Source organism: Dolomitihabitans soli (assembly GCF_022213955.1).
Lineage (GTDB): Bacteria > Actinomycetota > Actinomycetes > Streptosporangiales > Streptosporangiaceae > Streptosporangium_A > Streptosporangium_A soli.
The window spans coordinates 190,272-212,594 of record NZ_JAKNTW010000005.1; the positions used below are offsets into that span (position 1 = coordinate 190,272).

A 22,323-nucleotide genomic window follows, 5' to 3' on the forward strand; every position below is an offset into this window, starting at 1 on the left:
GCGTGCCCCGGATGCTGGATCTGAAGCTCTCGCCGGACGGGGCCAGGCTCGTCGCCGTGGTGCAGGCGCTGAACCCCGACGGGAAGTCCTACGGGACCTCGTTGTGGGAGGTGCCGCTGGACGCGGGCGGTGAGACCACGAGGCTGACCCGGTCGGCGGCGGGTGAGGCGGCCACCGAGTTCACCGAGGCGGGAGACGTGCTGTTCGTCTCACGGCGGCCCGATCCCACCGAGAAGGACGCCGACGACGAGGTGCCCGGCCTGTGGCTGCTGCCCGCGCGCGGCGGCGAGGCCCGGCAGATCGCGGCCCGGCCCGGCGGCGTCGGCGGGACGCGGACCGGCGGCGGGACCGTCGTCTTCGCCGCGGACGTGCTGCCCGGTGACGAGGCGGGGGAGGCCGACCGGCGCAAGAAGCGCAAGGAGGCGGGCGTCAGCGCCGTGCTGCACGAGTCGCACCCGGTGCGCTACTGGGACCACGACCTGGGCCCCGGCCAGACCCGGCTGTTCGCCTCGACGGCGCCGATCGGCGACCGGCTGGCCGAGGTCAGGGACCTGACCCCCGAGCCGGGGCGGGCGCTCGACGAGTTGTCCTTCGCGGTCACCCCCGACGGGTCCACGGTCGTCACCACCTGGACCGTCGCGCTTCCCGGCGGTGAGCTGCGCACGGACCTCGTCACGATCGACACCGGCGACGGCACCCGCAGGGTGCTCGCCTCGGCCGACGGCTACGACTTCGGCGGCCCGGTGGCGGTCTCGCCCGACGGCGGTCACGTGGCCTGCTGCCGCGAACTGCACGCCGGCCCCGACCGGGTGCCCGAGATCACGCTCTGGGTGATCGACCTGGCCACCGGCGAGGGCGTGGCGCGCGGCGGCGAGCTGTCGCCGGGCGGCATCCGCTGGGCCCCCGACTCCCAGTCGCTCTACGTCGTGGCCGACCACCTGGGCCGCCGCCCGGTGTTCCGGGTCGGCGTGGACGGCGGCGACCCGGTCAGGCTCACCCCCGACGACTCCTCCTACCTGCAACTCTCACCCGCCCCCGACGGCCGTTCCGTCTACGCGTTGCGCAGCGGCGTCGCCGAGGCCCACACCCCCGTGCGGATCTCCGTGGACGGCGGCGGCGTCGAGGAACTGCCCTCGCCCACGCCCCGGCTCGACCTCCCCGGCACCCTGACCGAGATCAGCGCCGTCGCCGACGACGGCCAGGAGATCAGGGGGTGGCTGGCCCAGCCGGCCGGCGCCTCCGCCGACGATCCGGCGCCGTTCCTGCTGTGGATCCACGGTGGCCCGATGTCGAGCTGGAACGACTGGTCGTGGCGGTGGAACCCGTGGATCATGGTCGAGCGCGGCTATGCCGTACTGCTTCCCGATCCGTGTCTGTCGACCGGTTACGGGCAGAAGATGCTGGAGCGCGGCTGGCAGGACTGGGGGCCGCGGACGCACGCCGACCTGACGGCGATCACCGACGCGGCGCTGGCCAGGCCGGAGATCGACGAGACCCGGATCGGGGCGATGGGCGGCTCGTTCGGCGGCTACATGGCCAACTGGATCGCCGGGCACACCGACCGGTTCAAGGCGATCGTCACGCACGCGTCGCTGTGGAACCTCGACCAGTTCGCCGGGACCACCGACGTGCCGCACTACTGGCAGCGCGATTTCGGGCCGCCGGGCTCCGACCTCTACGAGCGGCTCTCCCCGCACGCGTCGCTGGCCGAGATCTCCACGCCGATGCTGGTCATCCATGGCGACCGTGACTACCGGGTGCCGATCGGCGAGGGTCTGCGCCTGTGGTGGGATCTGCAGCGCTCGGGCGTCGAGTCCAAGTTCCTCTACTTCCCCGACGAGAACCACTGGGTGCTCAAGCCGGGCAACGTCGTCGTCTGGTACGAGACGGTCCTGGCCTTCCTCGCCCAGCACGTGCTCGGCGAGGACTGGCGGCGCCCGGAGTCGCTGTCATGACCCCCGCCGACTTCGCCGCGCTCGCCGAGGAGATCGCCCGCGAGACGGGCGACATGCTCAAGGCCAAGCGGCCGGCCAGGCCGGAGGTCCTGCAGACCAAGTCCAGCCCGACCGACGTGGTCACCGCGCTCGACCGGGCCGCCGAGGAACTCATCCGGATGCGGATCAAGCAGGCCAGGCCCGGTGACGCGGTCCTCGGCGAGGAGGGCGGCGCGACCGGCGACGGCGCGGTCCGCTGGATCGTCGACCCGATCGACGGCACCGTCAACTTCCTGTACGGCCTGCCCGACTGGGCGGTGAGCATCGCCGTCGAGGTGGACGGCGTGGCCGTGGCCGGGGTGGTCAACGTGGTGCCGCGCGGCGAGGTGTTCACCGCCTCGCTCGGCGGCGGGGCCTGGCTCGCCGGGGAACGGCTGCGCTGCAACACCGGCGTGCCGCTGGCCGGGGCCCTGGTCGCCACCGGCTTCGGCTACATCCCCGCCCGCCGTGCCGTACAGGCGCAGGTCCTGGCGCAGCTCGTGCCGCAGGTCCGCGACGTACGGCGGGGCGGGTCGTGCGCGTCGGACCTGTGCTCGGTCGCGGCGGGGCGGGTGGACGCCTACTACGAGCGCGGCCCCGAGCACTGGGACTACGCCGCGGGAGGTCTGATCGCCACCGAGGCGGGAGCGGTGATCGGCGGGCTGAACGGCAAGCCGGCCAATCCGGGCCTGACCCTGTGCGCGTCACCCGGCCTGTTCGAGGAGTTGCACGACCTGCTCGTCCCGCTCGACCCCGAGCGCGACGGCTAGCCGGGCCGGACAGGGGAAGGGGCCCGTCCTGGCGGACGGGCCCCTTCCGTGGTTGTCGGTGTCGGTCAGCGCTGCAGAGATACGCCGTTGTCGACGGCCAGGCGTCGCAGGTCCTCTATCTCAGCGGTGAGGGTGTCGGCGAGGAATTCGTCGCCGTCGGACCTGGCCTCATGAAGACCTTGGTAGGCCTGGTCGAGCCGGTGTTCGATCGTAGTCGTGAACTCGCCCATCTCACCTTCTTTCTACGGGGGCGAAGGGGGTGACGCTGCGCGCGACACGGGTTTGGCACACCCTCTACCCACTGGCCTGGCAACCTCAAACCATCCGATGCGGAACTCCTCGGTGTGTTTACGGTCACTCGGGTCGTCCTATCGTGAAAGACGACGCTTACCGTGCGCTTACGACGGCTGTGATGACAATGAGGGGCCGTTCCGGCGCGCCATGACGGGGACTTATCAGGAGGTGCCAGAGGCCGATGCGAGTGCTTGTGGTGGAGGACGAGCGGGTGCTCGCGGATGCGATCGCGACCGGGCTTCGACGTGAGGCCATGGCGGTGGACGTGGCCTACGACGGCGGCGGCGCGCTGGAGCGGACCGGCTACATCGACTACGACGTGGTCGTGCTGGACCGCGACCTGCCGGTGGTCCACGGCGACGAGGTCTGCCGGCGGCTGGTGGCCGAGCGCACCTCGTCGCGCATCCTGATGCTGACCGCCTCGGGCGACGTGGACGACAAGGTCGAGGGGCTCGGCCTCGGGGCCGACGACTACCTCGCCAAGCCGTTCGTGTTCGTCGAACTGGTCGCCCGGGTGCGCGCCCTGGGCCGCCGCTCCGCGCCCGCGCTGCCGCCGATCCTGGAACGCGGCGGGGTACGGCTGGACCCGGGCAAGCGCCTGGTCACCCGGGACGGCAGGGAGATCGCGCTGACCAAGAAGGAGTTCGCGGTCCTGGAGGAGCTGATGCGCGCCGAGGGCGCGGTCGTCAGCCAGGAGGACCTGCTGGACAAGGCGTGGGACGAGAACATCGACCCGTTCACCAACGTGGTGCGGGTGACGATGATGACGCTCCGCAAGAAGCTCGGTGACCCACAGGTGATCGAGACCGTGCCAGGAGTCGGGTACAAGCTGTGAGCGAGGCACGCGAGCCCGAGGGGCCCGGCGGGCAGACCGGGCGGGATCGTTCGCGGCCGGCGTTCGCGGCACCCCGGCCGGCCGAGCCGACGCATCCCATGATCAGCCCGCACCCGGAGAACCGGGGCCGTACGGAGCGGCTCGACACGGCCATGCCCAAGGGGCAGCCGCCGCCGCCGACCGGCCCGCCCGCGTGGGACGGGCCGCCGCCGCTGGACGCGCACCCCGTCGACAAGGGGACCTGGGACTCCATCAGGTCGATACCCGGCCGGTTGAGCATCCGCTGGCGGCTCACGCTCACCTACGGCGCGCTGTTCTTCGCGGCCGGGGCGCTGCTCGAAGTGGTCATGTACGTGATCGTCCAGTCCGTCCTCGACAGCCAGCAGCAGATCAATGTGAAACTGCCCAGCAACCTGGATCCGGGGCTCATCGAGTACCTGAAGGACACGATCGTCGTCCAGCGGCGAGTGACCAGCGAGACCGTGCTCCAGGGGCTGGTGAGCAACTCGCTGCTGGCGCTCATCGGAGTGGGGATCCTGGCGTTGATCCTCGGCTACTTCGTCGCCGACCGGGCGTTGCGGCCCGTCGCGCAGATGACGGCGGCGGCCAGGAAGATGTCGGAGAACACCCTGGCCCACCAGCGGATCGACCTGAAAGGGCCCGACGACGAGCTCAAGGAGCTGGCCGACACCTTCGACGAGATGCTGACCCGGCTCAACGTCGCCTTCCACACCCAGCGGAGGTTCGCGGCCAACGCCTCGCACGAGCTGCGCACGCCGCTGACCATCAACAGGACCGTGCTGGAGATCGCCCTCAGCGATCCGGAGGCGTCACCGGACCTCAAGACGCTGGGCCGTACCCTCCTGGAGGTCAACGCCCGCAACGAGCGTCTCATCGAAGGACTGCTGCTGCTGGCCCGCAGTGAGCGGGAGCTGAGCGTGCGGCAGCCGGTGGACGTCAAGGACGTCGCGGAGACCGCGCTGGAGCAGCTCGCCACCGTGACGCGGGAGGCCGGGGTCACCGTCAGCAGCGACCTGAGCCCCGCCGTCACGACAGGAGATCCTGTCCTCCTTGAACGGTGTGTGGCCAATCTTGTGGAGAACGCGGTCAAGTACAACATTCCCGATTCGGGAAAGATTTGGGTGCGGACGGGAATGGTGGACGGGGCCCTGCTTGTTCAGGTGGCCAACACCGGGCCGCACGTTCCCGCGTACGAGGTGGGCAGCCTGTTCGAGCCGTTCAGACGGCTCGCCGCCGACCGGGTCGACTCGGCCAAGGGGGCGGGTCTCGGGCTGTCGATCGTCCGCGCGGTCGTGCAGGCGCATGGTGGCAATGTGACCGCTGTTCCCCGTGAGGGCGGCGGTCTGGTGGTCACCGTGCGCCTTCCCAGAGCTTCGATCACGCCCGGAAAGGCACACTCGGGCCGTTGATCCGGCGGGGGGCGTCTCGTTCGCGCCGTACATGTGGTTGGATGTGCCGTCGAACGCGGTGCTGCATGGCGTCAATGCTGTGGTTTTCGCCATATTTGGCTAACTACTCCCATTGGCGGTGGCTCACTCACGTGTGGGGAGGTTCAGTGGCCGTCCCGGCGGGGTACCGAAGCACAAATCTCTCGGACCTATCGGGCACAAGATGGGCCTCCCAGGCGTTATACGCGCGCGACGGAGCGCAGAGAGATAGATGAGGGGGATGGAGTACACACAATGGCTACCGATTACGACAGCCCACGCAAGACAGATGACGACCTGAACGAGGACAGTCTCCAGGAGCTCCAGGCCCGGCGGACCGACAAGTCCTCGGGCAGCATCGACATCGACGAGACCGATCTCGCCGAGTCGCTGGAGCTTCCCGGCGCCGATCTGTCCAACGAGGAGCTCTCGCTCCGGGTGATACCTCGTCAGGCCGACGAGTTCACCTGTGCGCGATGCTTCCTGGTGCACCACCGCAGTCAGCTCGCCTCGGAGAAGGGCGGGCAGCAGATCTGCAGGGAGTGCGCGGCCTGATCGTCCCGACGGACCTTGAGGGAGGTTCCGCAGCGTGACAAACAAAGCGGATCGACCGTCGAACGACGATTCCGGCAACCCACCGGGCGGCGAGCCCGGCGCAGAGCACGACGATCCCGTGGCCGCCGGGTCGTCGAAGGCGCTCGCGCCGAGCGAAGCCGACCCGGTGGACCCCGTCGGTGCGGAACGATCTGATGCAGACCAGTCAGATGCAGACCAGTCAGATGCAGACCAGTCAGGCGAAGGCTGGTCGGGTGAGAACAAAGAGGTCGCCGAGCTCGTCGGCAAACTCGCCGAGCGCGGCGACATGGACCGCACCGAGCAGCGGAAGCTGCTCCGCCGCCTCATGTCCTCGCTCGCCGCGGGCGCGCGAAAGGCCGGCGCCTCAGGCGTGGGCCGCGGCAGATGGCTCGCCGACGTCTACATGGCCGTCGCCCCCCGCGTCCCGATCCGCGATCTCGCCACTCTCCAGGAACACCACTACGGCCTGTACGGCGAGGCCCTGGCCGACGACCTCGTACGCACCGCGGCAAAGGCGACGATGGCGGTCGGCGCCGTCGGCGGCGCCCTGGCCGCGGCCGAGTTCGGCGCCCCTCCACTCCTGCTCTCCGCCCCCGCGCAACTGGTCGCGGAGACCCTCGTGGTCGCCGCCATCGAGACCAAGCTCATCGCCGAGTTGCACGAGGTCTACGGCATCCAGGTGCCCGGCAGCGGCGGTCAGCGCGCGATGGCCTTCGCCGTCGCCTGGTCCAAGCAGCGCGGCGTCGACCCCCTCGCGCCCAGTTCGGTGACCCTCGCCCTCGGCGCCGCCGCCAAGACCGCGCTGCGCAACCGGCTCATGCGCACCCTCGGCCGCCACCTGACGACCCTCGGTCCCTTCCTGACCGGCGCCGTCGCGGGTGGCACGCTCAACCGGCTGGCGACCCGGCGGATGGCGGCAGCCGTACGCGTCGATCTCCGCCGGCACCACGCTCTTCCCCCAGGTTCGTGAACGGTTCACCCGGTAGCCGCCCGAAAGCGGTCCGTGTCGCTTTCGTAAGGTGGTCGTAAGCCGATCATTTGGAGGACGCGTGCAGGGGCGCAGCTCATTTCTCATCGTCGCCAACCGACTACCGGTCGACCGGGTCGGCGAGGCGGAGTGGCGCCGTAGCCCAGGCGGTCTGGTGACCGCGATCGCCCCTGTCATGCAGCGCCGCGACGGCGCGTGGCTGGGCTGGCACGGCGCTCCCGACGAGCAGCTGGAACCGTTCGAGAACGACGGCATGCACCTGATCCCGGTGCCGCTCTCGGCCACCGAGGTCGAGCTCTACTACGAGGGCTTCTCCAACGCCACGCTGTGGCCGCTCTACCACGACGTCGTGGCCACGCCCATCTACTCCCGCGTGCTGTGGGACGCCTATCGCACGGTCAACGAGCGGTTCGCCCAGGCCGCCGCCGACGCCGCCGCCGAGGGGGCGGTGGTCTGGATCCAGGACTACCAGCTCCAGCTCGTCCCCGCGATGCTCCGGCGCCTGCGGCCCGACCTGCGGATCGGGTTCTTCCTGCACATCCCCTTCCCGCCGTCGGAGCTGTTCACCCAGCTCCCGTGGCGCAGAGAGATCCTGGAGGGCCTGCTCGGCGCCGACCTGGTCGGATTCCAGCGGCCGGGTGGCGCCTCCAACTTCATCCGGCTCTCGCGCCGCCTGCTCGGGCTGCAGCACCAGAAGCACGAGATCTACCTCGACGGCCGGGTCATCCGCGCCGAGGCGTTCCCGATCTCGGTCGACTTCGGCGAGCTGGACAGCCTGGTACGCGAGCCGCGCGTCATCGAGCGGGCCAAGGAGATCCGCGCCGAACTCGGCGAGCCCGAGTACGTGCTGCTCGGCGTCGACCGGCTCGACTACACCAAGGGCATCGGGCAACGGCTCAAGGCGTTCGGCGAACTGCTGGCCGACGGCTCGATCAAGCCGGGCGAGGCGGCGTTCGTGCAGATCGCGACCCCGAGCAGGGAACGCGTCGAGGAGTACCGCCGCCTGCGGAACGACATCGAGCTGCGGGTCGGGCGGATCAACGGGGAACAGGGGGAGATCGGCACCCAGCCCGTGCAGTATCTCCACCAGTCCTACAGCCGCCAGGAACTCGCCGCGCTCTACCTGGCGGCCGACGTCATGGTGGTGACCCCGTTGCGCGACGGCATGAACCTGGTGGCCAAGGAGTACATCGCCTGCCGCCACGACCTGCGCGGAGCGCTGGTGCTCAGCGAGTTCGCCGGGGCGGCCGACGAGTTGCGGCAGGCGTTCCTGGTCAACCCCTACGACGTCGACGGGCTCAAACGCGCCATGCTCACCGGGATGCGCGCCACCCCGCACGAGCTGGCCAGGCGGATGCGCTCACTGCGCAGGCGGGTGGCGACCTACAACGTCGACCGCTGGGCCGGTGAGTTCCTGACGGCGCTGGAGAGCTAGGGCTACGCCTTCGGCGTGGCCGCCTGGGCGACCGCCTTGGCGGACCACGCCCGGTAGCGCTTGGCCGCGGCCCGGGTCGCCACGATCCGGGCCACCTCCATGCCGACCGCCGTGACCACCGCGTAGCCGACCGCCTCGGCCATGCTGATCTCCAGGGAGTCGGGATCGGCGGGCGGCTTCTTCCCCGTCGCCTTCTGCCAGCCGTACTCGATGCCCTTGCGGGTCGCGAAACCCACGCCGAGTGCGACCAGGCCCCCGATCACGCGCCACGCCAGGTCCGGCTTCTCCTTGTCGGCCATGACTGTGTCCCCTTTCGCCAGCTGTGCGGAAAACCCTAGTCCTTCCCGGCAAGTGGTCCGACTACCATAGGGACGCATGACCGATCAGCGACCGCGCCATGCCGCCGTGCCCGAGAAACCCACTCTCGACGGGCTCGAAGCGGTATGGGTAGCCCGCTGGGAGGCCGAGGAGATCTACCGGTTCGACCGCTCGAAGCCGCGCGAGGAGATCTACTCGATCGACACGCCGCCGCCGACCGTCTCCGGTTCCCTGCACGTCGGCCACGTCCTGTCCTTCACGCACACCGACCTCGTCGCCCGGTTCCAGCGGATGCGCGGCAAGTCCGTCTTCTACCCCATGGGGTGGGACGACAACGGGCTGCCGACCGAGCGCCGGGTGCAGAACCACTTCGGCGTGCGCTGCGAGCCCGCCATGCCGTACGACCCCGACTTCGTGCCGCCGGAGAGTCCGGGCAAGAAGCAGATCCCGATCTCGCGGCGCAACTTCGTCGAGCTGTGCGACCGGCTCACCGAGATCGACGAGCAGGCCTTCGAGGAGGTCTGGAAGCGGGTCGGGCTGTCGGTCGACTGGTCGCTGCTCTACACGACGATCGGTGAGCGGTCCAGGACCGCGTCCCAGCGGGGCTTCCTGCGCAACCTGGCGCGCGGCGAGGCGTACGTCGCGGAGGCCCCCACCCTCTGGGACGTGACGTACCGCACGGCGGTCGCCCAGGCCGAGCTGGAGGACCGGGAGTGGCCCGGCGCCTTCCACCGGATCGCCTTCCACCAGGCCGACGGCGCGCGGGTCTGGATCGAGACGACCCGGCCCGAGCTGCTGCCCGCCTGCGTGGCCCTGGTGGCGCATCCCGGCGACGAGCGCTACCAGGCGTTGTTCGGCAGCATGGTGCGGACGCCCGTCTTCGGGGTCGAGGTGCCCGTCGTGGCCCACCGCCTCGCCGAGCCCGACAAGGGCTCGGGCCTCGCGATGATCTGCACGTTCGGCGATCTCACCGACGTGATCTGGTGGCGCGAGCTGGGTCTGCCGACCCGGCCGGTGATCGGCTGGGACGGGCGGCTGCTGCCCGAGCCGCCCGACCGGGTCCCCGCCGGCCCCTACTCCGAGCTGGCGGGCCGTACGATCCACGCCGCGCGGGAGCGGGTGACCGGCCTGCTCCGCGACAGCGGCGACCTCGACGGGGAGCCGCGGCCCGTCACCCGTCCGGTGAAGTTCTACGAGCGCGGCGAGAAGCCGCTGGAGATCGTCACCACCCGGCAGTGGTACATCCGCAACGGCGGCCGCGAGGAGGCCCTGCGCGGGAAGCTGCTCGACCGGGGCGCCGAGCTGTCCTGGCACCCGAAGCACATGCAGGTCCGCTACGACAACTGGGTGCAGGGCCTGGCGGGCGACTGGCTGATCTCCAGGCAGCGGTTCTTCGGCGTGCCCATTCCGGTGTGGTACACCCTCGACGACGCCGGCCGCCCCCGCTACGACCGGCCCATCGTGCCGGACGAGGACACGCTGCCCGTGGACCCGTCGAGCGACGTGCCGCCCGGCTACACCGAGGACCAGCGGGGCAAGGCGGGCGGCTTCGCCGGCGACCCCGACATCATGGACACCTGGGCCACCTCCTCGCTCTCGCCGCAGATCGCGGGCGGCTGGTGCGCCGACGACGACCTGTTCGAGCGGGTCTTCCCGATGGACCTCCGTCCCCAGTCGCACGAGATCATCCGTACCTGGCTGTTCGCGACCGTGGTCCGGGCGCATCTGGAGCAGGGCCGGCTCCCGTGGAAGCACGCGGCCATCTCCGGCTGGGTGCTCGACCCCGACCGCAAGAAGATGTCCAAGTCGAAGGGCAACGTCGTCACCCCGATGTCGTTGCTGGAGCAGCACGGCTCCGACTCGGTGCGCTACTGGGCGGCGGGCGGCAGGCTCGGCGTGGACACGGCCTTCGACCCGGGCCAGCTCAAGATCGGCCGGCGCCTGGCGATCAAGATCCTCAACGCCTCGAAGTTCGTGCTCGGCCTCGGCGGCGGCGAGGGGGCGGAGGTCACCGAGCCGCTCGACCTGTCGATGCTGGCCCGGCTGCGGGGCGTGGTCGAGGAGGCCACCCGCGCGTTCGAGGACTACGACCACACCCGGGCGCTGGAGGCGGCCGAGCGGTTCTTCTGGGAGTTCTGCGACGACTACCTGGAGCTCGTCAAGTCCCGCGCCTACGGGTCCGACGCGCCCGCCCGATCCGCCCAGGCCGCCCTGCGCCAGGCCCTCGGCGTGCAGCTCCGGCTGTTCGCGCCGATCCTGCCGTTCGTCACCGAGGAGGTCTGGTCCTGGTGGCACGAGGGCTCCGTGCACCGTGCCACCTGGCCGGAGCCCGCCGAGCTGGGCGCCGGCGGCGACCCCGGGGTGCTCGCCGCCGTGGGGGAGGTGCTGGGCCGCGTCCGCAGGGCCAAGTCGGAGGCCAAGGTGTCGATGCGCGCCGAGGTCGCCCGCCTGACCGTCACGGGCCCCCAGGCCGACGCCGTACGGCAGGCACAGGACGACCTGTGCGGAGCCGGGCACGTCGAGGAGTTCGTCCTGGACACGACCCCGGGGCCGCTCGCCGTGGAGGTCACCCTCACCTGAGCCGTGGGTGGTCGCCCTGACTTGAGCCGTGGGTGGTCACCCTGACCTGAGCCGGGCGTGGTCACTCTGACCTGAGCCGTACCTGACGCCGGGATCTGCCATCGCGTGGCCCTCGCCGGGTCGCGCGGTGGCAAAACAGGTGCGCGTTTCGCGGACCGGCGTGCCAGTCTGGACACGTGATCCCCGACCCGGAACGACGCTCCCAGCTCGTGCCGCCCGCGCTGGCCACGATGGCCGCCTGGAGCGGCTGCCTCATCCTGCTCGGCGTGGTCGTCTACTTCTCGGCCCAGGTGGTGGCGACGCTCCGGTTCGTCGCCCTGCCCGTCGCCATCGCGCTGTTGCTGACCGCGTTGCTCTTCCCGATCACCAACCGGCTGCGGCGGGCGGGGCTGCGGCCGATCTGGGCCACCTGGATCACCATGCTGGTCGCGTTCGCCGTGCTGGTGGCCACCGGCTGGATCGTGGGTGTGCGGGCCAACGACGAGTTCCCCCGGCTGGTCGCGCAGGTCCAGAGCACCGCGGGCGAGGTGCAGAAGTGGCTGCTCACCGGGCCGCTGCACCTCCAGCAGGCGCAGCTCACCTCGTGGTTCGACGAGATCGCCAACCAGCTCAACGCGCAGCGCAGCGCGATCACCAACACGGTGCTCACCGGGGCCACGGTGGCCGTCGAGGTGCTCGCGTCGATCGTGCTGCTGCTGTTCGTCACGTTCTTCCTGCTCAAGGATGGCGACCGGATCTGGTCGTGGTTCCTGCGCGCGTTCGGCGGGGCGGCTCCCCGGGTCAACCGGGCGGGCACCGCGGCCTGGGAGACGCTGTCGCACTACGTGCAGGGCACGGTGGCGGTCGCGGCCGTGCACGGGGTGATCATCGGCATCGTGCTCGCGGGCATGGGGGTGCCGCTGTGGGCCCCGCTGGCGATGCTGATCTTCCTGGCGAGCTTCATCCCGATCGTCGGCATCCTCTTCGCCGGCGCCCTGGCCACCCTGGTCACGCTCGGCGCGCAAGGCCCGGTCTACGCCCTGGTCTTCGTCGGCATCCTGGTCGTCGAGCAGCAGCTGGAAAACCACGTGCTGCAGCCGCTGATCGTGGGCCGCGCGCTCAACTTCCACCCGCTGGCGATCATCTTGGTGCTGGCGGTCGGCGGCGTCCTCGCGGGCATCACCGGGGCGGCGGTGGCGGTGCCCATCGCCGCCGTCCTCTACCGGGCGTTGCCGGAGCTCCGGCGAGATCCACCCGTCGAGCAACCCGCCCTGGGGCCCGCGCCGACGCCCCCGACGCCACCGCCTCCGACGTCGACGTCCGAGGCTCCGGAGGCGCCCGTCCCGGCCGCGGCGACCGCCGCCGGAGCCGCGACGCCCGCCGTCGGACACGACGAGCCGCGAGACAAGGGCTGAGAAGCGCGCCGGTAGCGGTAGTGTTCCCCACCGTGACTCGTTCCACCATGACCACCTCGCCCTGCGGCTTCGGGGTGAACGCATGATCGAGGTCCTGATCCACCGGCTGGATCCCGGCCTGCCCGCGCCCTCCTACGCCCATCCGGGCGACGCCGGGGCCGACCTGTGCACGGCCGAGGACGTCGAGTTGCTGCCCGGAGAGCGGGCCATCGTCGGCACGGGGGTGGCGATCGCGCTGCCCGAGGGCTACGCCGCGTTCGTCCATCCGCGTTCCGGCCTGGCCGCCAAGTACGGTGTCACGCTCGTCAACGCGCCGGGCACCGTGGATGCGGGTTACCGTGGCCAGATAAGGGTGACGCTGCTCAACACCGACTCCAAGCAGGCCGTCCGCCTCAGGCGTGGTGACCGTGTCGCCCAGTTGGTGATCCAGCGTGTGGAGCGGGCAACCTTCCACGAGGTCGACAGGTTGCCGGAGTCGGCGCGCGGCGCCGGCGGATTCGGGTCCACCGGTCGCTGATTCTGTTCAAGGAGCGTGAGGAAAGTGTTCCGACGTCGTCGTCGTGCGGAGCCGCAAGCGGAGGCCGTGACCGAGCAGGAGCCGCAGGCCCCCGCCAGGGACACCGGTCCATGGGACTCCGAGGAGCCCCACCCCAAGCGGGACCGGGTGGACCTGGGAGGTCTGCTCATGCCCGTCGGCGAGGGGTTCGAGGTGCAGCTGAACGTCTCGGGCGACCAGGTCATGGGCGCTGTCGTGCTGGTGGAGGGCAGCGCCATGCAGATCCACGCGTTCGCCGCGCCCAAGCGGTCCGGCGTGTGGGACGAGGTGCGGGCCGAGCTCGCCACCGGAGTCGCCGACGCGGGCGGCAGCACGGAGGAGCGTGACGGGCCGTTCGGCGTCGAGCTGGCCGGGAAGGTTCCCGTCGAGGGCCAGGAGTCCCAGGCCGTGCGATACGTCGGGATCGACGGCCCGCGCTGGTTCCTGCGCGCGGTGATCTCGGGTCAGGCGGCCGACGATCCGGCGGCGGCGGAGCCGCTGGAGGAGGTCGTCCGCGACATCGTCGTCGTCCGCGGCGACGAGCCGATGGCACCCAAGGAGGCCATCGCGCTGCGGCTGCCCGCGGACGCGCGGCAGGCCGCCGAGCAGCACGCCGCGGAGAACGACCGGCCCGGTCTCAACCCGCTGGAGCGAGGGCCCGAGATCAGCGAGACCCGCTGACGCTCACCTCGTCAGGAAGCGGGAGCCCGAGATCGGTGAAACTCGGTGACATCGAGAAGGCGACCGCTGTCATGCCATCGCATAGGCTGACTCATCATGGTTGAGAGGAAAAGGTCGTGAGTGCGGCAGAGCCCCACAAACAGAAGGGGTTCCGCGGATTCTTCCGGCGGCTGGCCACAAGCCAGGCCGAACTGGAGGCCGAGGAACTCCAGGAAGACCTTGACCGCCACGGAGCCACTCCCATCGCCTCGTGCGCCGAGCGGCGCAGATTCTGCGTAGCGGGTACGCTACGGACGGTGACGTTGCGTCCCCGCGGTGGAGCCCCCGCCCTGGAGGCGGAGCTGTACGACGGCTCTGACGTGATCGACCTGGTCTGGCTCGGCCGTAGAAAGATCATCGGTATCGAGCCCGGCCGCCTGGTCAGAGCCGAAGGCCTCGTCAGCCTGCAAGACGGGCGCAAGGTCATGTTCAACCCCAGATACGAGCTCCGCCCGGTAGGCGGTGCGTGATCAGGAAATGGTGGGCGAGTCGATGAGCACGGCCGACGTGACCTCGGGTGGGACCAGCGCCCACGACACGGTGGAGGCCGCCGTCCGGGCCCAGTTGGCCAAGGCGCTCGGCGGTAAACGCGGCATCCTGGAGGCCGCCGTGCCCACCGTCGCCTTCACCATCGGCTGGATCAGCACCGAGGACCTCAAGACCTCCCTGATCATCAGCATCAGCCTCGCCGTCCTCCTGCTGGTCGTACGGCTGGCACAGCGCTCCACCCCGCAGTTCGTGATCAACAGTTTGATCGGCATCGGCATCGGCGCGTTCTTCGCCTCCCGCACCGGCGAGGCAAGAGACGTCTACCTGCCGGGCATCCTCTACAACGCCGGCTACGCGGGCGCCATGCTGCTGTCGATCGTGACCCGGTGGCCGCTGGTCGGCTTCATGATCGGCTCGGTTACCGGTGACCCGACGGGCTGGCGCCGCGATCCCGGCATCGTCAAGCTGTGCTCCCGGCTCACCTGGCTGCTGATCGTGCCCTGTGTGATCAGAGTCGTGGTCCAGCTCCCGATCTATCTGACCGCGGGCGACGACGGCGTGGCCGCGCTCGGCATCGCCAAGGTGGTGCTCGGCTGGCCGCTCCAGGTCGCCTGTCTGGGCGCGATGGTGTGGCTCCTCGCCAGAGGGCGAACCCCGATCCAGTCAACCCCCGCCTGAGCGGTTCCCGGACCGGGATCTGCCCCAGTCCCGTCTGAGCGGTTTCAGGGCCAGGATCGGCCACAGTCCCGTTTGAGCGGTTTCGAACCAACGAAAACGGTCGACACTTCGGCGAAACGGCGGCTGGCCACGGCCGCCCGAGGAGCGTTGACCCCGAAGACCGCATCGCCCGCGGCGCGTGGTCGACAGCGGGCGTGCCGTACGGGACAGAACAGCTAGTGGGGGGAGAGGAGTTGGGCCAGCTCCTGTTCGACCTCCTGTGAGGCCACGAACAGCAACTCGTCTCCGGCCTCCAGCGGGTCGTCGGCGCTGGGCACCAGCACCCGGCCCTCCCGCAGGATCGCGACCAGCGCCGAGTCGACCGGCCACGGCACCGCACCCGAGCGCTGTCCCACCACGGGCGCGTCGTCGGGCAGCGTGAGCTCGACCAGGTTGGCCTGCCCCTGCCGGAAGGTCATCAGCCGGACCAGGTCGCCGACGCTGACCGCCTCCTCGACCAGCGCCGACAGCAGGCGCGGCGTGGAGACCGCCACGTCGACGCCCCACGACTCGTTGAACAACCACTCGTTCTTGGGATGGTTGGTCCTGGCCACCACGCGCGGCACGCCGTACTCGGTCTTGGCCAGCAGCGACACCACCAGGTTGACCTTGTCGTCACCGCTGGCGGCGACCACCACGTGGCAGTTGCGCAGGCCGGCCTCGTCGAGAGAGGAGATCTCGCAGGCGTCGGCGAGCAGCCACTCGGCCCGCGGCACGGTGTCGATCTTGATGGCCTTGGGGTCGATGTCGATGAGCAGGACCTCGTGGCCGTTCTCCAGCAGTTCGGCGGCGATGGACCGGCCGACCGCCCCGGCGCCCGCGATCGCGACGCGCATCAGTGATCTCCCTCCGGTGCGCTGGAGAGCACCTTGTTGATCCGCTCCATGTCGGTGCCGGCGGCGATCACGTGCAGGATGTCGCCCTCCTGGATCACGGTGTCCTGGCCGGGCAGCAACGCCTCGCCCATCCGGTTGACGAACGCGATGCGCGCGCCGGCCGCGGCCTCCAGATCGATCGCGGTGATGCCGATCCAGCCGGGGTTGCAGGCGACCTCCGCCAGCACCACGGTGCCCGTGGGGTCGCGCCAGAGCGGCTCGGCCCCCTCGGGGAGGATGCGCCGCAGGATCTGGTCGGCGGTCCAGCGGACCGTGGCGACCGTGGGGATGCCGAGCCGCTGGTAGACCTCCGCGCGCCTGGAGTCGTAGATGCGGGCCACCACGTTGTCGACGCCGAAGGTCTCCCTGGCCACCCGTGCGGAGATGATGTTGGAGTTGTCGCCGCTGCTGACCGCCACGTAGGCGCCGGCGGCTCCGATGCCGGCCTCTTCCAGGACATCCCTGTCGAAGCCGACGCCGGTCACCCGGCGGCCGCGAAAACCGGCGCGCAACCGGCGGAACGCCTGGGGATCCCTGTCGATGATCGCGACGGAATGGCCGTTGTCCTCAAGGATGTGCGCGAGGGTCGACCCGACCCGTCCACATCCCATGATCACGATATGCATTCTCCCCCGCCGCTCACGTTTTGAGGCGGTCCGAATATGTACCTAGTCAGTATGGCCCGCTTATGGAGTGCCGAAGCAGCAGACCCCGGCTATCGGGACTAGCATCGGCTGGCGTGCCGAAAGTGACGGATCTCGCCAAGCGCCTCCTCGTGGGACGGGCGCTGCGGAGTACGCAGCTGCACGAGCAGCTGCTTCCGAAGCGGATCGCGCTGCCCGTGTTCGCCAGTGACGCGTTGTCGTCGGTGGCCTACGCGCCGCAGGAGATCCTGGTCATCCTCTCGCTCGCCGGAGTGTCCTTCTACCACTTCAGCCCATGGATCGCGCTCGCCGTCGTGGTGGTCATGCTCACCGTGGTGGCCTCCTACCGGCAGAACGTGCACGCCTACCCGAGCGGCGGCGGCGACTACGAGGTGGCCACGGTCAACCTCGGCAGCAACGCCGGGCTCACCGTGGCCAGCGCGCTGATGGTCGACTACGTGCTCACCGTCGCGGTGTCCGTGGCCAACGGCGTCGACTACGTCGGCGCGACCATCCCGTTCGTCGCCGAGCACAAACCGCTGGTGGCCATCCTCATCGTCGTCGTCCTGACACTGGTCAACCTGCGCGGCCTCCGCGAGTCCGGCGCCGCCTTCGCCATCCCGACCTACGCCTTCATGGTCGCCGTGATCGGCATGATCCTCTGGGGCGGGTTCCGGCTGCTGGTCCTGGGCGACGAACTGCGCGCGCCCACCGCCGACTACGAGATCGTCGCCGAGCAGACCGACCTGGCGTCCTTCGCGCTGGCCTTCCTGGTGCTGCGGGCCTTCTCCTCGGGGTGTGCGGCGCTGACCGGTGTGGAGGCGATCAGCAACGGCGTGCCGGCCTTCCGCAAGCCCAAGAGCCGGAACGCCGCGACCACGCTGCTGATGATGGGCGTGGTCGCGGTGACCATGTTCAGCGGCATCATCACTCTCGGCCTGGCCTCGGGAGTGAAAGTGGCCGAGCCCGCCTATGCCTACCGCGACGTCCTGATCGACGGCCGGCCTGCCGGGACCGGCTACTACCAGCAGCCGATCATCTCCCAGGTGGCCGACGCGGTCTTCGGCAACGGCTCGGTCCTGTTCTTCGTGATCTCGGCGGTGACCGCCCTCATCCTCTTCCTCGCGGCCAACACCGCCTACAACGGCTTCCCGGTGCTCGGCTCGATCCTCGCCCAGGACCGCTACCTGCCACGCCAGCTCCACACGCGCGGGGACCGGCTCGCGTTCTCCAACGGGATCGTCATCCTGGCCAGCGCCGCGTGCCTGCTGCTGTGGGGGTTCGACGCCGACGTCAGCAGGCTGCTCAACCTCTACATCGTCGGGGTGTTCGTCTCCTTCACGCTCAGCCAGACCGGCATGGTCCTGCACTGGACCAGACGGCTGCGGACCGAGACCGAGTTGAAGATCCGCGCGCAGATGATGCGCTCGCGGCTGATCAACGGGTTCGGCGCGATCATGACCGGGGTCGTCCTGGTCGTGGTGCTGGTCACCAAGTTCGTGGCGGGCGCGTGGATCGTGTGCATCGCGATGCCGGTCATCTTCCTGATGATGAAGGCCATCAGGAAGCACTACGACAACGTCGCGGCCGAGCTGGCCGTGGCCGCGGAGTTCGAGAAGGACGCGTCGATGCTGCCCGCGCGCAACCACGCCATCGTCCTCGTCTCCAAGATCCACAAACCCACCCTGCGGGCCCTCGCGTACGCCAGGGCGACCCGGCCCTCCACCCTGGAGGCCGTCACCGTCGGAGTGGACGGCGCGGAGGCCCGCGCGCTGGAGGAGGAATGGGAGCGGCACGGCATCCCGGTGCCGTTGAAGATGCTCGACTCGCCGTACCGCGAGATCACCCGTCCCATCCTCGAGTACGTCAAGACGCTGCGGAGGCGATCTCCCAGAGACGTGGTCACCGTCTACATCCCCGAATACGTCGTCGGCCACTGGTGGGAGCACATCCTGCACAACCAGAGCGCCCTGAGGCTGAAGGGCAGGCTGCTGTTCGTGCCGGGCGTGATGGTGACCAGCGTGCCGTGGCAGTTGCACTCCGCGGACCGGCTCAAGGGCCGCCCCGAGCCGGTCGCTCCCGGATCGGTACGCAGGCCGCGGCCGGAAGTCGGTCGGCACGACTCGTGAAAGGGTACGGTGACAGGTCGCCAACACCTTCGGGGGAACAGTGGAGATCACGGTTGAACGCGTCGCCAATGGTGGCTGGTGCGTCGGCCGGCATGAGGGGCGGGTCGTCTTCGTACGGCACGCGCTGCCGGGTGAGCGGGTCCGCGTCGAGGTGACCGAGGAGACCGCGAAGTTCCTGCGCGCCGACGCGGTCGAGATCCTGGAGCCCTCGCCCGACAGGGTGTCACCACCCTGCCCGTTCGCGGGACCGGGCAAGTGCGGCGGCTGCGACTGGCAGCACGTCGAGCTGGCGGCGCAACGCGGGCTGAAGGCCGAGGTGATCGCCGAGCAGCTCAGCCGGCTCGCCGGGATCGACCGCAAGGTCACCGTCGAGGAGGTGCCGGGCGCCCCCGACGGCCTCGGCTGGCGCACCCGGGTCCAGTTCGCCGCCCAGCACGACGGCACGCTGGGTCTGCGCCGCCACCGGTCGCACGAGATCGAGCCGATCGACGCCTGCCTGATCGCGCATCCCGAGGTGGAGGCGGTCGGCGCGGAGCGGAAGAACTGGCGCGGGGCCGCGGGCGTGGAGGTGATCGCCGCCTCCGGCGGTGACCGTGCCGTGGTGGTGGCGCCCAAGGGCCGCAGGTCGGTGGCCGTTCCCGAGCTCGACGCGCCGGCCGCGGTGCTGGTGAACGAGGGCCGCGGCCGTACCGAGGCGGCGCGCGGCTCCGGACGGCTGCGCGAGCGGGTGGGCGACCGGACCTTCGAGGTGACCGGAAGCGGCTTCTGGCAGGTGCATCCCGGCGCGCCGGAGACGCTGCTGGGAGCGGTGCTCGACTTCGCGGCGCCGCGGCCGGGGGAGTGGGTGCTCGACCTGTACTGCGGGGCCGGGCTGTTCACCGCCGCGCTCGCCGAGGCCGTCGGGCCCGACGGCGGGGTGCTGGGCGTGGAGTCGGAGGCCGCCACCGTGCAGGACGCCCAGCGCAACCTCGCCGACCTGCCGCAGGCGGAGATCGAGCGCGGGAGGGTCGAGAACGCGCTGGAGAAGTTCGGCATCGAGCGGGCCGACCTGGTGGTGGTGGACCCGCCGCGCGCGGGGCTCGGCCGTGACGTCGTCGACCGGATCGCCTCGCTCGAAGCCGGCCGGATCGTCTACGTCTCGTGCGACCCCGCCACCCTGGCCAGGGACATCGCCTGGCTGGCCGGGCACGGCTACCGGCTCGCCGAGCTGCGCGCCTTCGACGCCTTCCCGATGACTCACCACGTGGAGTGCGTCGCGCTGCTCACACCCGCGGCTCCCTGAGGTCGCACGCTCGCTGAGACCGCGCCCGCGGCTCGCGGATCGCTCCGTGGGTCGCTCGGGTGTATATGCGGTTCGTGGGTCGCTGGGGTGGCATTTGGCGGCCCGTCGGGGTGTACGTGTGGCTCGCGAGCCGCCCCGCAGGTCGCACGCGCGGCCGGCGAAGTCACCCCGCGGATCGCCGGCGACGCACCTCTGCGGTTCGCGAGGTCATACCCGTGGTTCGCTGAGGATCTTCAGCACGTCGGCGGTGGGTCGCGCTCCCCTGGTGGAGAGCCAGGCCAGTTCGTTGCGCGCGGCGAACGCGGTGAGTTCCTCCGCGTCGGCCTGGCTCAGGTCGGTGGAGGCCGCCAGCACCGTGGTCAGCGCGACGCGCCGCCAGGCCCGCGCCGGGGGGATGCCCAGCGCGATGGCGATCTGGTCACGGGCGACGCGGGCGGCGGACGCCAGCGCGTGCCGGTGCCCGCCGTCGGGGACGGGACGCAGCGGCGCGAGGAGGTTGACCGTGTCGACGACGGCGCCCGCCTCGGCGGTCTCGCGGAGCATCCGCACATGGTGGTCGGCGAGGCCGGTGGGGGAGAGCGGCAGCGAGAAGCCCACCTCCAGCTCGGGGGCGTGGTCCTTGAGCGCGATGACGGCCCCGGCCCGGCGCAGGGCCGCCGCGTGGTCGGAGTCGCCGGTGACCTCGAAGTCGAGATGGGACGGGTCGAAGGCGCCGACCACCCGGCGGTAGGCCGCGGTCAGCCGGTCCTGGTCGGTGCAGGCGTCGGCCGGGTCCCGGCCCGCGCCGCCGAAGGACAGCCCCGCGTCGCCGCCCGCGGTGCGCAGGCCCGCCAGCCGGTTGGCCACCGGGTCGCGACCCTGCGCGAGCATGCCGTGCCATCGGGGAGTGCAACCGTCAGGCCCGGCGGTGAGGTGGCCGAGGGTGTAGAACCGCACGCCGGTGCGCCTGGAATCGGCGGAGAGGTCGAACCCCGGGGTGCGGGCGGTGTCCACGAAGCCGACGAACCCCCGAGGCCGGGAGGTCATCGAGGGGACCAGCCTGCGATCGATGCCGGACAGCTCGGTCGCCGCGCTCAGGGGCAGACCGGCGGCTGCGGCTGCGGTTGCGGGAGCCCTCCGGTCGTCTCCGGCCTCGGCGGGCAGCAGCCAGATGGCCGTGCCGGTGGCGGCGGCCAGCGCGATCGCGGCCAGCGCGGTGACGGGCCCTGGAAGGGTGCCGGGAGGTCGCTCCGACATCGGACAGGGCCTCCTGTTCACCATGCGGCTACTCAGCGCACTCGCAATATTACCGCGTGCTCCTCAGAAGGGGGGGCGCTCAGCCGATCGAGTCCGATGTGCCCGGATAATGAAGTCATGAAGTTGAGGATCTTCACCGAGCCCCAGCAGGGCGCCAGCTACGACGACCTTCTCGCGGTCGCCCGGGCCGCCGAGCGGCTCGGCTTCGACGCTTTCTTCCGTTCCGACCACTACGTCCGCATGGGGGACGGCGATCCGGGGCCGGGCGGCACGGACTCCTGGATCACGCTGGCCGGCCTGGCCAGGGAGACCTCCACGATCAGGCTCGGCACCCTCGTCACCGCCGGCACCTTCCGGTTGCCGGGCGTCCTCGCGATCAGCGTCGCGCAGGTCGACCAGATGAGCGGCGGCCGGGTCGAACTCGGCATCGGCACCGGCTGGTTCGAGGAGGAGCACCAGGCGTACGGCATCCCCTTCCCGCCGCTCGGCGAGCGTTTCGCCCGGTTCGAGGAGCAGCTGGAGATCGTCACCGGCCTCTGGGGCACCCCCGCGGGCAAGACCTTCTCCTTCGACGGGGCGCACTACCGCCTGGTCGACTCGCCCGCGCTGCCCAAGCCGGCGCAGCGGCCGAGGCCGCCGGTCATCATCGGCGGCTCGGGCGCCAAGCGCACGCCCCGGCTCGCGGCGGCCTTCGCCGACGAGTACAACGTGCCCTTCAGCAGCCTGGAGGACACCGCGACCGCCATCGAGCGGGTGCGCGCCGCCTGTGCGGCCGTGGACAGGCAGTCGATGATCTACTCGGCGGCGCAGATCGTGTGCTGCGGCACCGACGAGGCCGAGATCGCCAGGCGCGCCGCCGCGATCGGCCGCGAGCCCGCCGAGCTCCGGGAGAACGGCCTGGCCGGCACTCCCGCCGAGGTGGCGGAGAAGATCGGCGCGTTCGCCGAGGCCGGCTGCGAGCGGATCTACCTGCAGGTTCTCGACCTGTCCGACCTCGACCACCTGGAACTCCTGGCCGCAGAGGTCCTGCCGCACATGTGACGTCATCAGCCGGTACGGCCTGCCGTACCGGCTGATAACGGGTC

21 protein-coding genes are annotated in these 22,323 nt (G+C 70.7%); 16 read left to right on the forward strand and 5 right to left on the reverse strand.

Going from position 1 to position 22,323, the window contains the following annotated elements:
• Window positions 1–11 precede the first annotated feature (11 nt).
• Together MBA17_RS11780 and MBA17_RS11785 are read left to right on the forward strand one after the other, a co-directional pair.
• Window positions 12–1,955, forward strand: a complete 1,944-nt coding sequence (locus tag MBA17_RS11780) for a S9 family peptidase (RefSeq protein ID WP_238496746.1) — start codon at window positions 12–14, stop codon at window positions 1,953–1,955.
• The gene (locus MBA17_RS11785; RefSeq protein WP_238496426.1) at window positions 1,952–2,743 is read left to right on the forward strand and encodes an inositol monophosphatase family protein; all 792 of its coding nucleotides are present in this window, start codon (window positions 1,952–1,954) and stop codon (window positions 2,741–2,743) included. Before MBA17_RS11780 ends, MBA17_RS11785 begins: the two co-directional genes overlap by 4 nt.
• Window positions 2,744–2,808: 65 nt before the next feature.
• On the opposite strand, the gene MBA17_RS11790 is transcribed toward MBA17_RS11785, so the two are convergent.
• Window positions 2,809–2,973: a hypothetical protein gene (locus MBA17_RS11790; RefSeq protein WP_238496428.1), complete on the reverse strand. Its 165-nt coding sequence runs from the start codon at window positions 2,971–2,973 to the stop codon at window positions 2,809–2,811.
• Between the two features lie 245 nt (window positions 2,974–3,218).
• Between MBA17_RS11790 and MBA17_RS11795 the strand changes: the two genes are divergently transcribed.
• From MBA17_RS11795 to MBA17_RS11815, 5 genes are all read left to right on the forward strand, one after another.
• Complete coding sequence (locus tag MBA17_RS11795) at window positions 3,219–3,872, forward strand: response regulator transcription factor (RefSeq protein ID WP_238496430.1); 654 nt, start codon at window positions 3,219–3,221, stop codon at window positions 3,870–3,872.
• A 98-nt stretch (window positions 3,873–3,970) separates the two neighbouring features.
• Entirely contained in the window at window positions 3,971–5,302 is a 1,332-nt protein-coding gene (locus tag MBA17_RS11800; protein WP_274385324.1) for a sensor histidine kinase, read from the forward strand.
• A 273-nt stretch (window positions 5,303–5,575) separates the two neighbouring features.
• Window positions 5,576–5,875: a DUF4193 domain-containing protein gene (locus tag MBA17_RS11805; RefSeq protein WP_203983026.1), complete on the forward strand. Its 300-nt coding sequence runs from the start codon at window positions 5,576–5,578 to the stop codon at window positions 5,873–5,875.
• Window positions 5,876–5,909: 34 nt separating this feature from the next.
• Window positions 5,910–6,866, forward strand: a complete 957-nt coding sequence (locus MBA17_RS11810) for a hypothetical protein (RefSeq protein WP_238496433.1) — start codon at window positions 5,910–5,912, stop codon at window positions 6,864–6,866.
• Window positions 6,867–6,945: 79 nt separating this feature from the next.
• Complete coding sequence (locus MBA17_RS11815; protein ID WP_238496434.1) at window positions 6,946–8,319, forward strand: alpha,alpha-trehalose-phosphate synthase (UDP-forming); 1,374 nt, start codon at window positions 6,946–6,948, stop codon at window positions 8,317–8,319.
• 2 nt (window positions 8,320–8,321) lie between these two features.
• Here MBA17_RS11815 and MBA17_RS11820 read toward each other — a convergent pair whose 3' ends face one another.
• Complete coding sequence (locus tag MBA17_RS11820) at window positions 8,322–8,618, reverse strand: DUF4235 domain-containing protein (RefSeq protein WP_238496435.1); 297 nt, start codon at window positions 8,616–8,618, stop codon at window positions 8,322–8,324.
• 76 nt (window positions 8,619–8,694) lie between these two features.
• Here MBA17_RS11820 and valS point away from each other — a divergent pair, with 76 nt between their 5' ends.
• The 6 genes from valS (at window position 8,695) to MBA17_RS11850 (ending at window position 15,033) form a co-directional block, all read left to right on the forward strand.
• A complete protein-coding gene (gene valS / locus MBA17_RS11825) occupies window positions 8,695–11,217 on the forward strand; it encodes a valine--tRNA ligase (RefSeq protein ID WP_238496436.1) in 2,523 nt (840 codons plus the stop codon).
• A 176-nt stretch (window positions 11,218–11,393) separates the two neighbouring features.
• Window positions 11,394–12,611: an AI-2E family transporter gene (locus MBA17_RS11830; protein ID WP_238496437.1), complete on the forward strand. Its 1,218-nt coding sequence runs from the start codon at window positions 11,394–11,396 to the stop codon at window positions 12,609–12,611.
• 82 nt (window positions 12,612–12,693) lie between these two features.
• The gene (dut, locus tag MBA17_RS11835; RefSeq protein WP_238496438.1) at window positions 12,694–13,128 is read left to right on the forward strand and encodes a dUTP diphosphatase; all 435 of its coding nucleotides are present in this window, start codon (window positions 12,694–12,696) and stop codon (window positions 13,126–13,128) included.
• Between the two features lie 24 nt (window positions 13,129–13,152).
• On the forward strand, window positions 13,153–13,827 hold the full coding sequence (locus MBA17_RS11840; RefSeq protein ID WP_238496439.1) for a DUF3710 domain-containing protein: 675 nt from the start codon (window positions 13,153–13,155) through the stop codon (window positions 13,825–13,827).
• Window positions 13,828–13,943: 116 nt separating this feature from the next.
• Window positions 13,944–14,336: an OB-fold nucleic acid binding domain-containing protein gene (locus MBA17_RS11845; RefSeq protein ID WP_238496440.1), complete on the forward strand. Its 393-nt coding sequence runs from the start codon at window positions 13,944–13,946 to the stop codon at window positions 14,334–14,336.
• Window positions 14,337–14,358: 22 nt separating this feature from the next.
• Window positions 14,359–15,033, forward strand: coding sequence for a DUF3159 domain-containing protein (locus tag MBA17_RS11850; RefSeq protein ID WP_238496441.1), 675 nt, complete (start codon window positions 14,359–14,361; stop codon window positions 15,031–15,033).
• 215 nt (window positions 15,034–15,248) lie between these two features.
• Here the strand turns inward: MBA17_RS11850 and MBA17_RS11855 are convergent, their stop codons facing one another.
• Both MBA17_RS11855 and MBA17_RS11860 read right to left on the reverse strand, forming a co-directional pair.
• Complete coding sequence (locus MBA17_RS11855; RefSeq protein ID WP_238496442.1) at window positions 15,249–15,908, reverse strand: potassium channel family protein; 660 nt, start codon at window positions 15,906–15,908, stop codon at window positions 15,249–15,251.
• Window positions 15,908–16,573 carry a potassium channel family protein gene (locus MBA17_RS11860; RefSeq protein WP_238496443.1) on the reverse strand — a complete coding sequence of 222 codons (666 nt, stop codon included), beginning with the start codon at window positions 16,571–16,573 and terminating at the stop codon, window positions 15,908–15,910. The genes MBA17_RS11855 and MBA17_RS11860 overlap by 1 nt, the downstream gene beginning before the upstream one ends.
• Before the next feature lie 113 nt (window positions 16,574–16,686).
• Here MBA17_RS11860 and MBA17_RS11865 point away from each other — a divergent pair, with 113 nt between their 5' ends.
• The gene (locus MBA17_RS11865) at window positions 16,687–18,720 is read left to right on the forward strand and encodes an APC family permease (RefSeq protein ID WP_238496444.1); all 2,034 of its coding nucleotides are present in this window, start codon (window positions 16,687–16,689) and stop codon (window positions 18,718–18,720) included.
• 40 nt (window positions 18,721–18,760) lie between these two features.
• A complete protein-coding gene (locus MBA17_RS11870) occupies window positions 18,761–20,002 on the forward strand; it encodes a class I SAM-dependent RNA methyltransferase (protein ID WP_455432745.1) in 1,242 nt (413 codons plus the stop codon).
• Window positions 20,003–20,209: 207 nt separating this feature from the next.
• Here MBA17_RS11870 and MBA17_RS11875 read toward each other — a convergent pair whose 3' ends face one another.
• Window positions 20,210–21,238, reverse strand: a complete 1,029-nt coding sequence (locus MBA17_RS11875) for a glycoside hydrolase family 18 protein (protein WP_238496445.1) — start codon at window positions 21,236–21,238, stop codon at window positions 20,210–20,212.
• Between the two features lie 117 nt (window positions 21,239–21,355).
• On the opposite strand from MBA17_RS11875, the gene MBA17_RS11880 reads away from it, so the two are divergent.
• The gene (locus tag MBA17_RS11880) at window positions 21,356–22,279 is read left to right on the forward strand and encodes an LLM class F420-dependent oxidoreductase (RefSeq protein WP_238496446.1); all 924 of its coding nucleotides are present in this window, start codon (window positions 21,356–21,358) and stop codon (window positions 22,277–22,279) included.
• Window positions 22,280–22,323 lie beyond the last annotated feature (44 nt).

Coding starts and splice junctions, on each gene's coding strand:
- MBA17_RS11780 (WP_238496746.1), top strand. CDS start 12: ATGCTGGATCTGAAGCTCTCGCCGGACGGGGCCAGGCTCGTCGCCGTG.
- MBA17_RS11785 (WP_238496426.1), top strand. CDS start 1,952: ATGACCCCCGCCGACTTCGCCGCGCTCGCCGAGGAGATCGCCCGCGAG.
- MBA17_RS11790 (WP_238496428.1), bottom strand. CDS start 2,973: ATGGGCGAGTTCACGACTACGATCGAACACCGGCTCGACCAGGCCTAC.
- MBA17_RS11795 (WP_238496430.1), top strand. CDS start 3,219: ATGCGAGTGCTTGTGGTGGAGGACGAGCGGGTGCTCGCGGATGCGATC.
- MBA17_RS11800 (WP_274385324.1), top strand. CDS start 3,971: ATGATCAGCCCGCACCCGGAGAACCGGGGCCGTACGGAGCGGCTCGAC.
- MBA17_RS11805 (WP_203983026.1), top strand. CDS start 5,576: ATGGCTACCGATTACGACAGCCCACGCAAGACAGATGACGACCTGAAC.
- MBA17_RS11820 (WP_238496435.1), bottom strand. CDS start 8,618: ATGGCCGACAAGGAGAAGCCGGACCTGGCGTGGCGCGTGATCGGGGGC.
- valS (WP_238496436.1), top strand. CDS start 8,695: ATGACCGATCAGCGACCGCGCCATGCCGCCGTGCCCGAGAAACCCACT.
- dut (WP_238496438.1), top strand. CDS start 12,694: ATGATCGAGGTCCTGATCCACCGGCTGGATCCCGGCCTGCCCGCGCCC.
- MBA17_RS11850 (WP_238496441.1), top strand. CDS start 14,359: ATGAGCACGGCCGACGTGACCTCGGGTGGGACCAGCGCCCACGACACG.
- MBA17_RS11855 (WP_238496442.1), bottom strand. CDS start 15,908: ATGCGCGTCGCGATCGCGGGCGCCGGGGCGGTCGGCCGGTCCATCGCC.
- MBA17_RS11860 (WP_238496443.1), bottom strand. CDS start 16,573: ATGCATATCGTGATCATGGGATGTGGACGGGTCGGGTCGACCCTCGCG.
- MBA17_RS11875 (WP_238496445.1), bottom strand. CDS start 21,238: ATGTCGGAGCGACCTCCCGGCACCCTTCCAGGGCCCGTCACCGCGCTG.
- MBA17_RS11880 (WP_238496446.1), top strand. CDS start 21,356: ATGAAGTTGAGGATCTTCACCGAGCCCCAGCAGGGCGCCAGCTACGAC.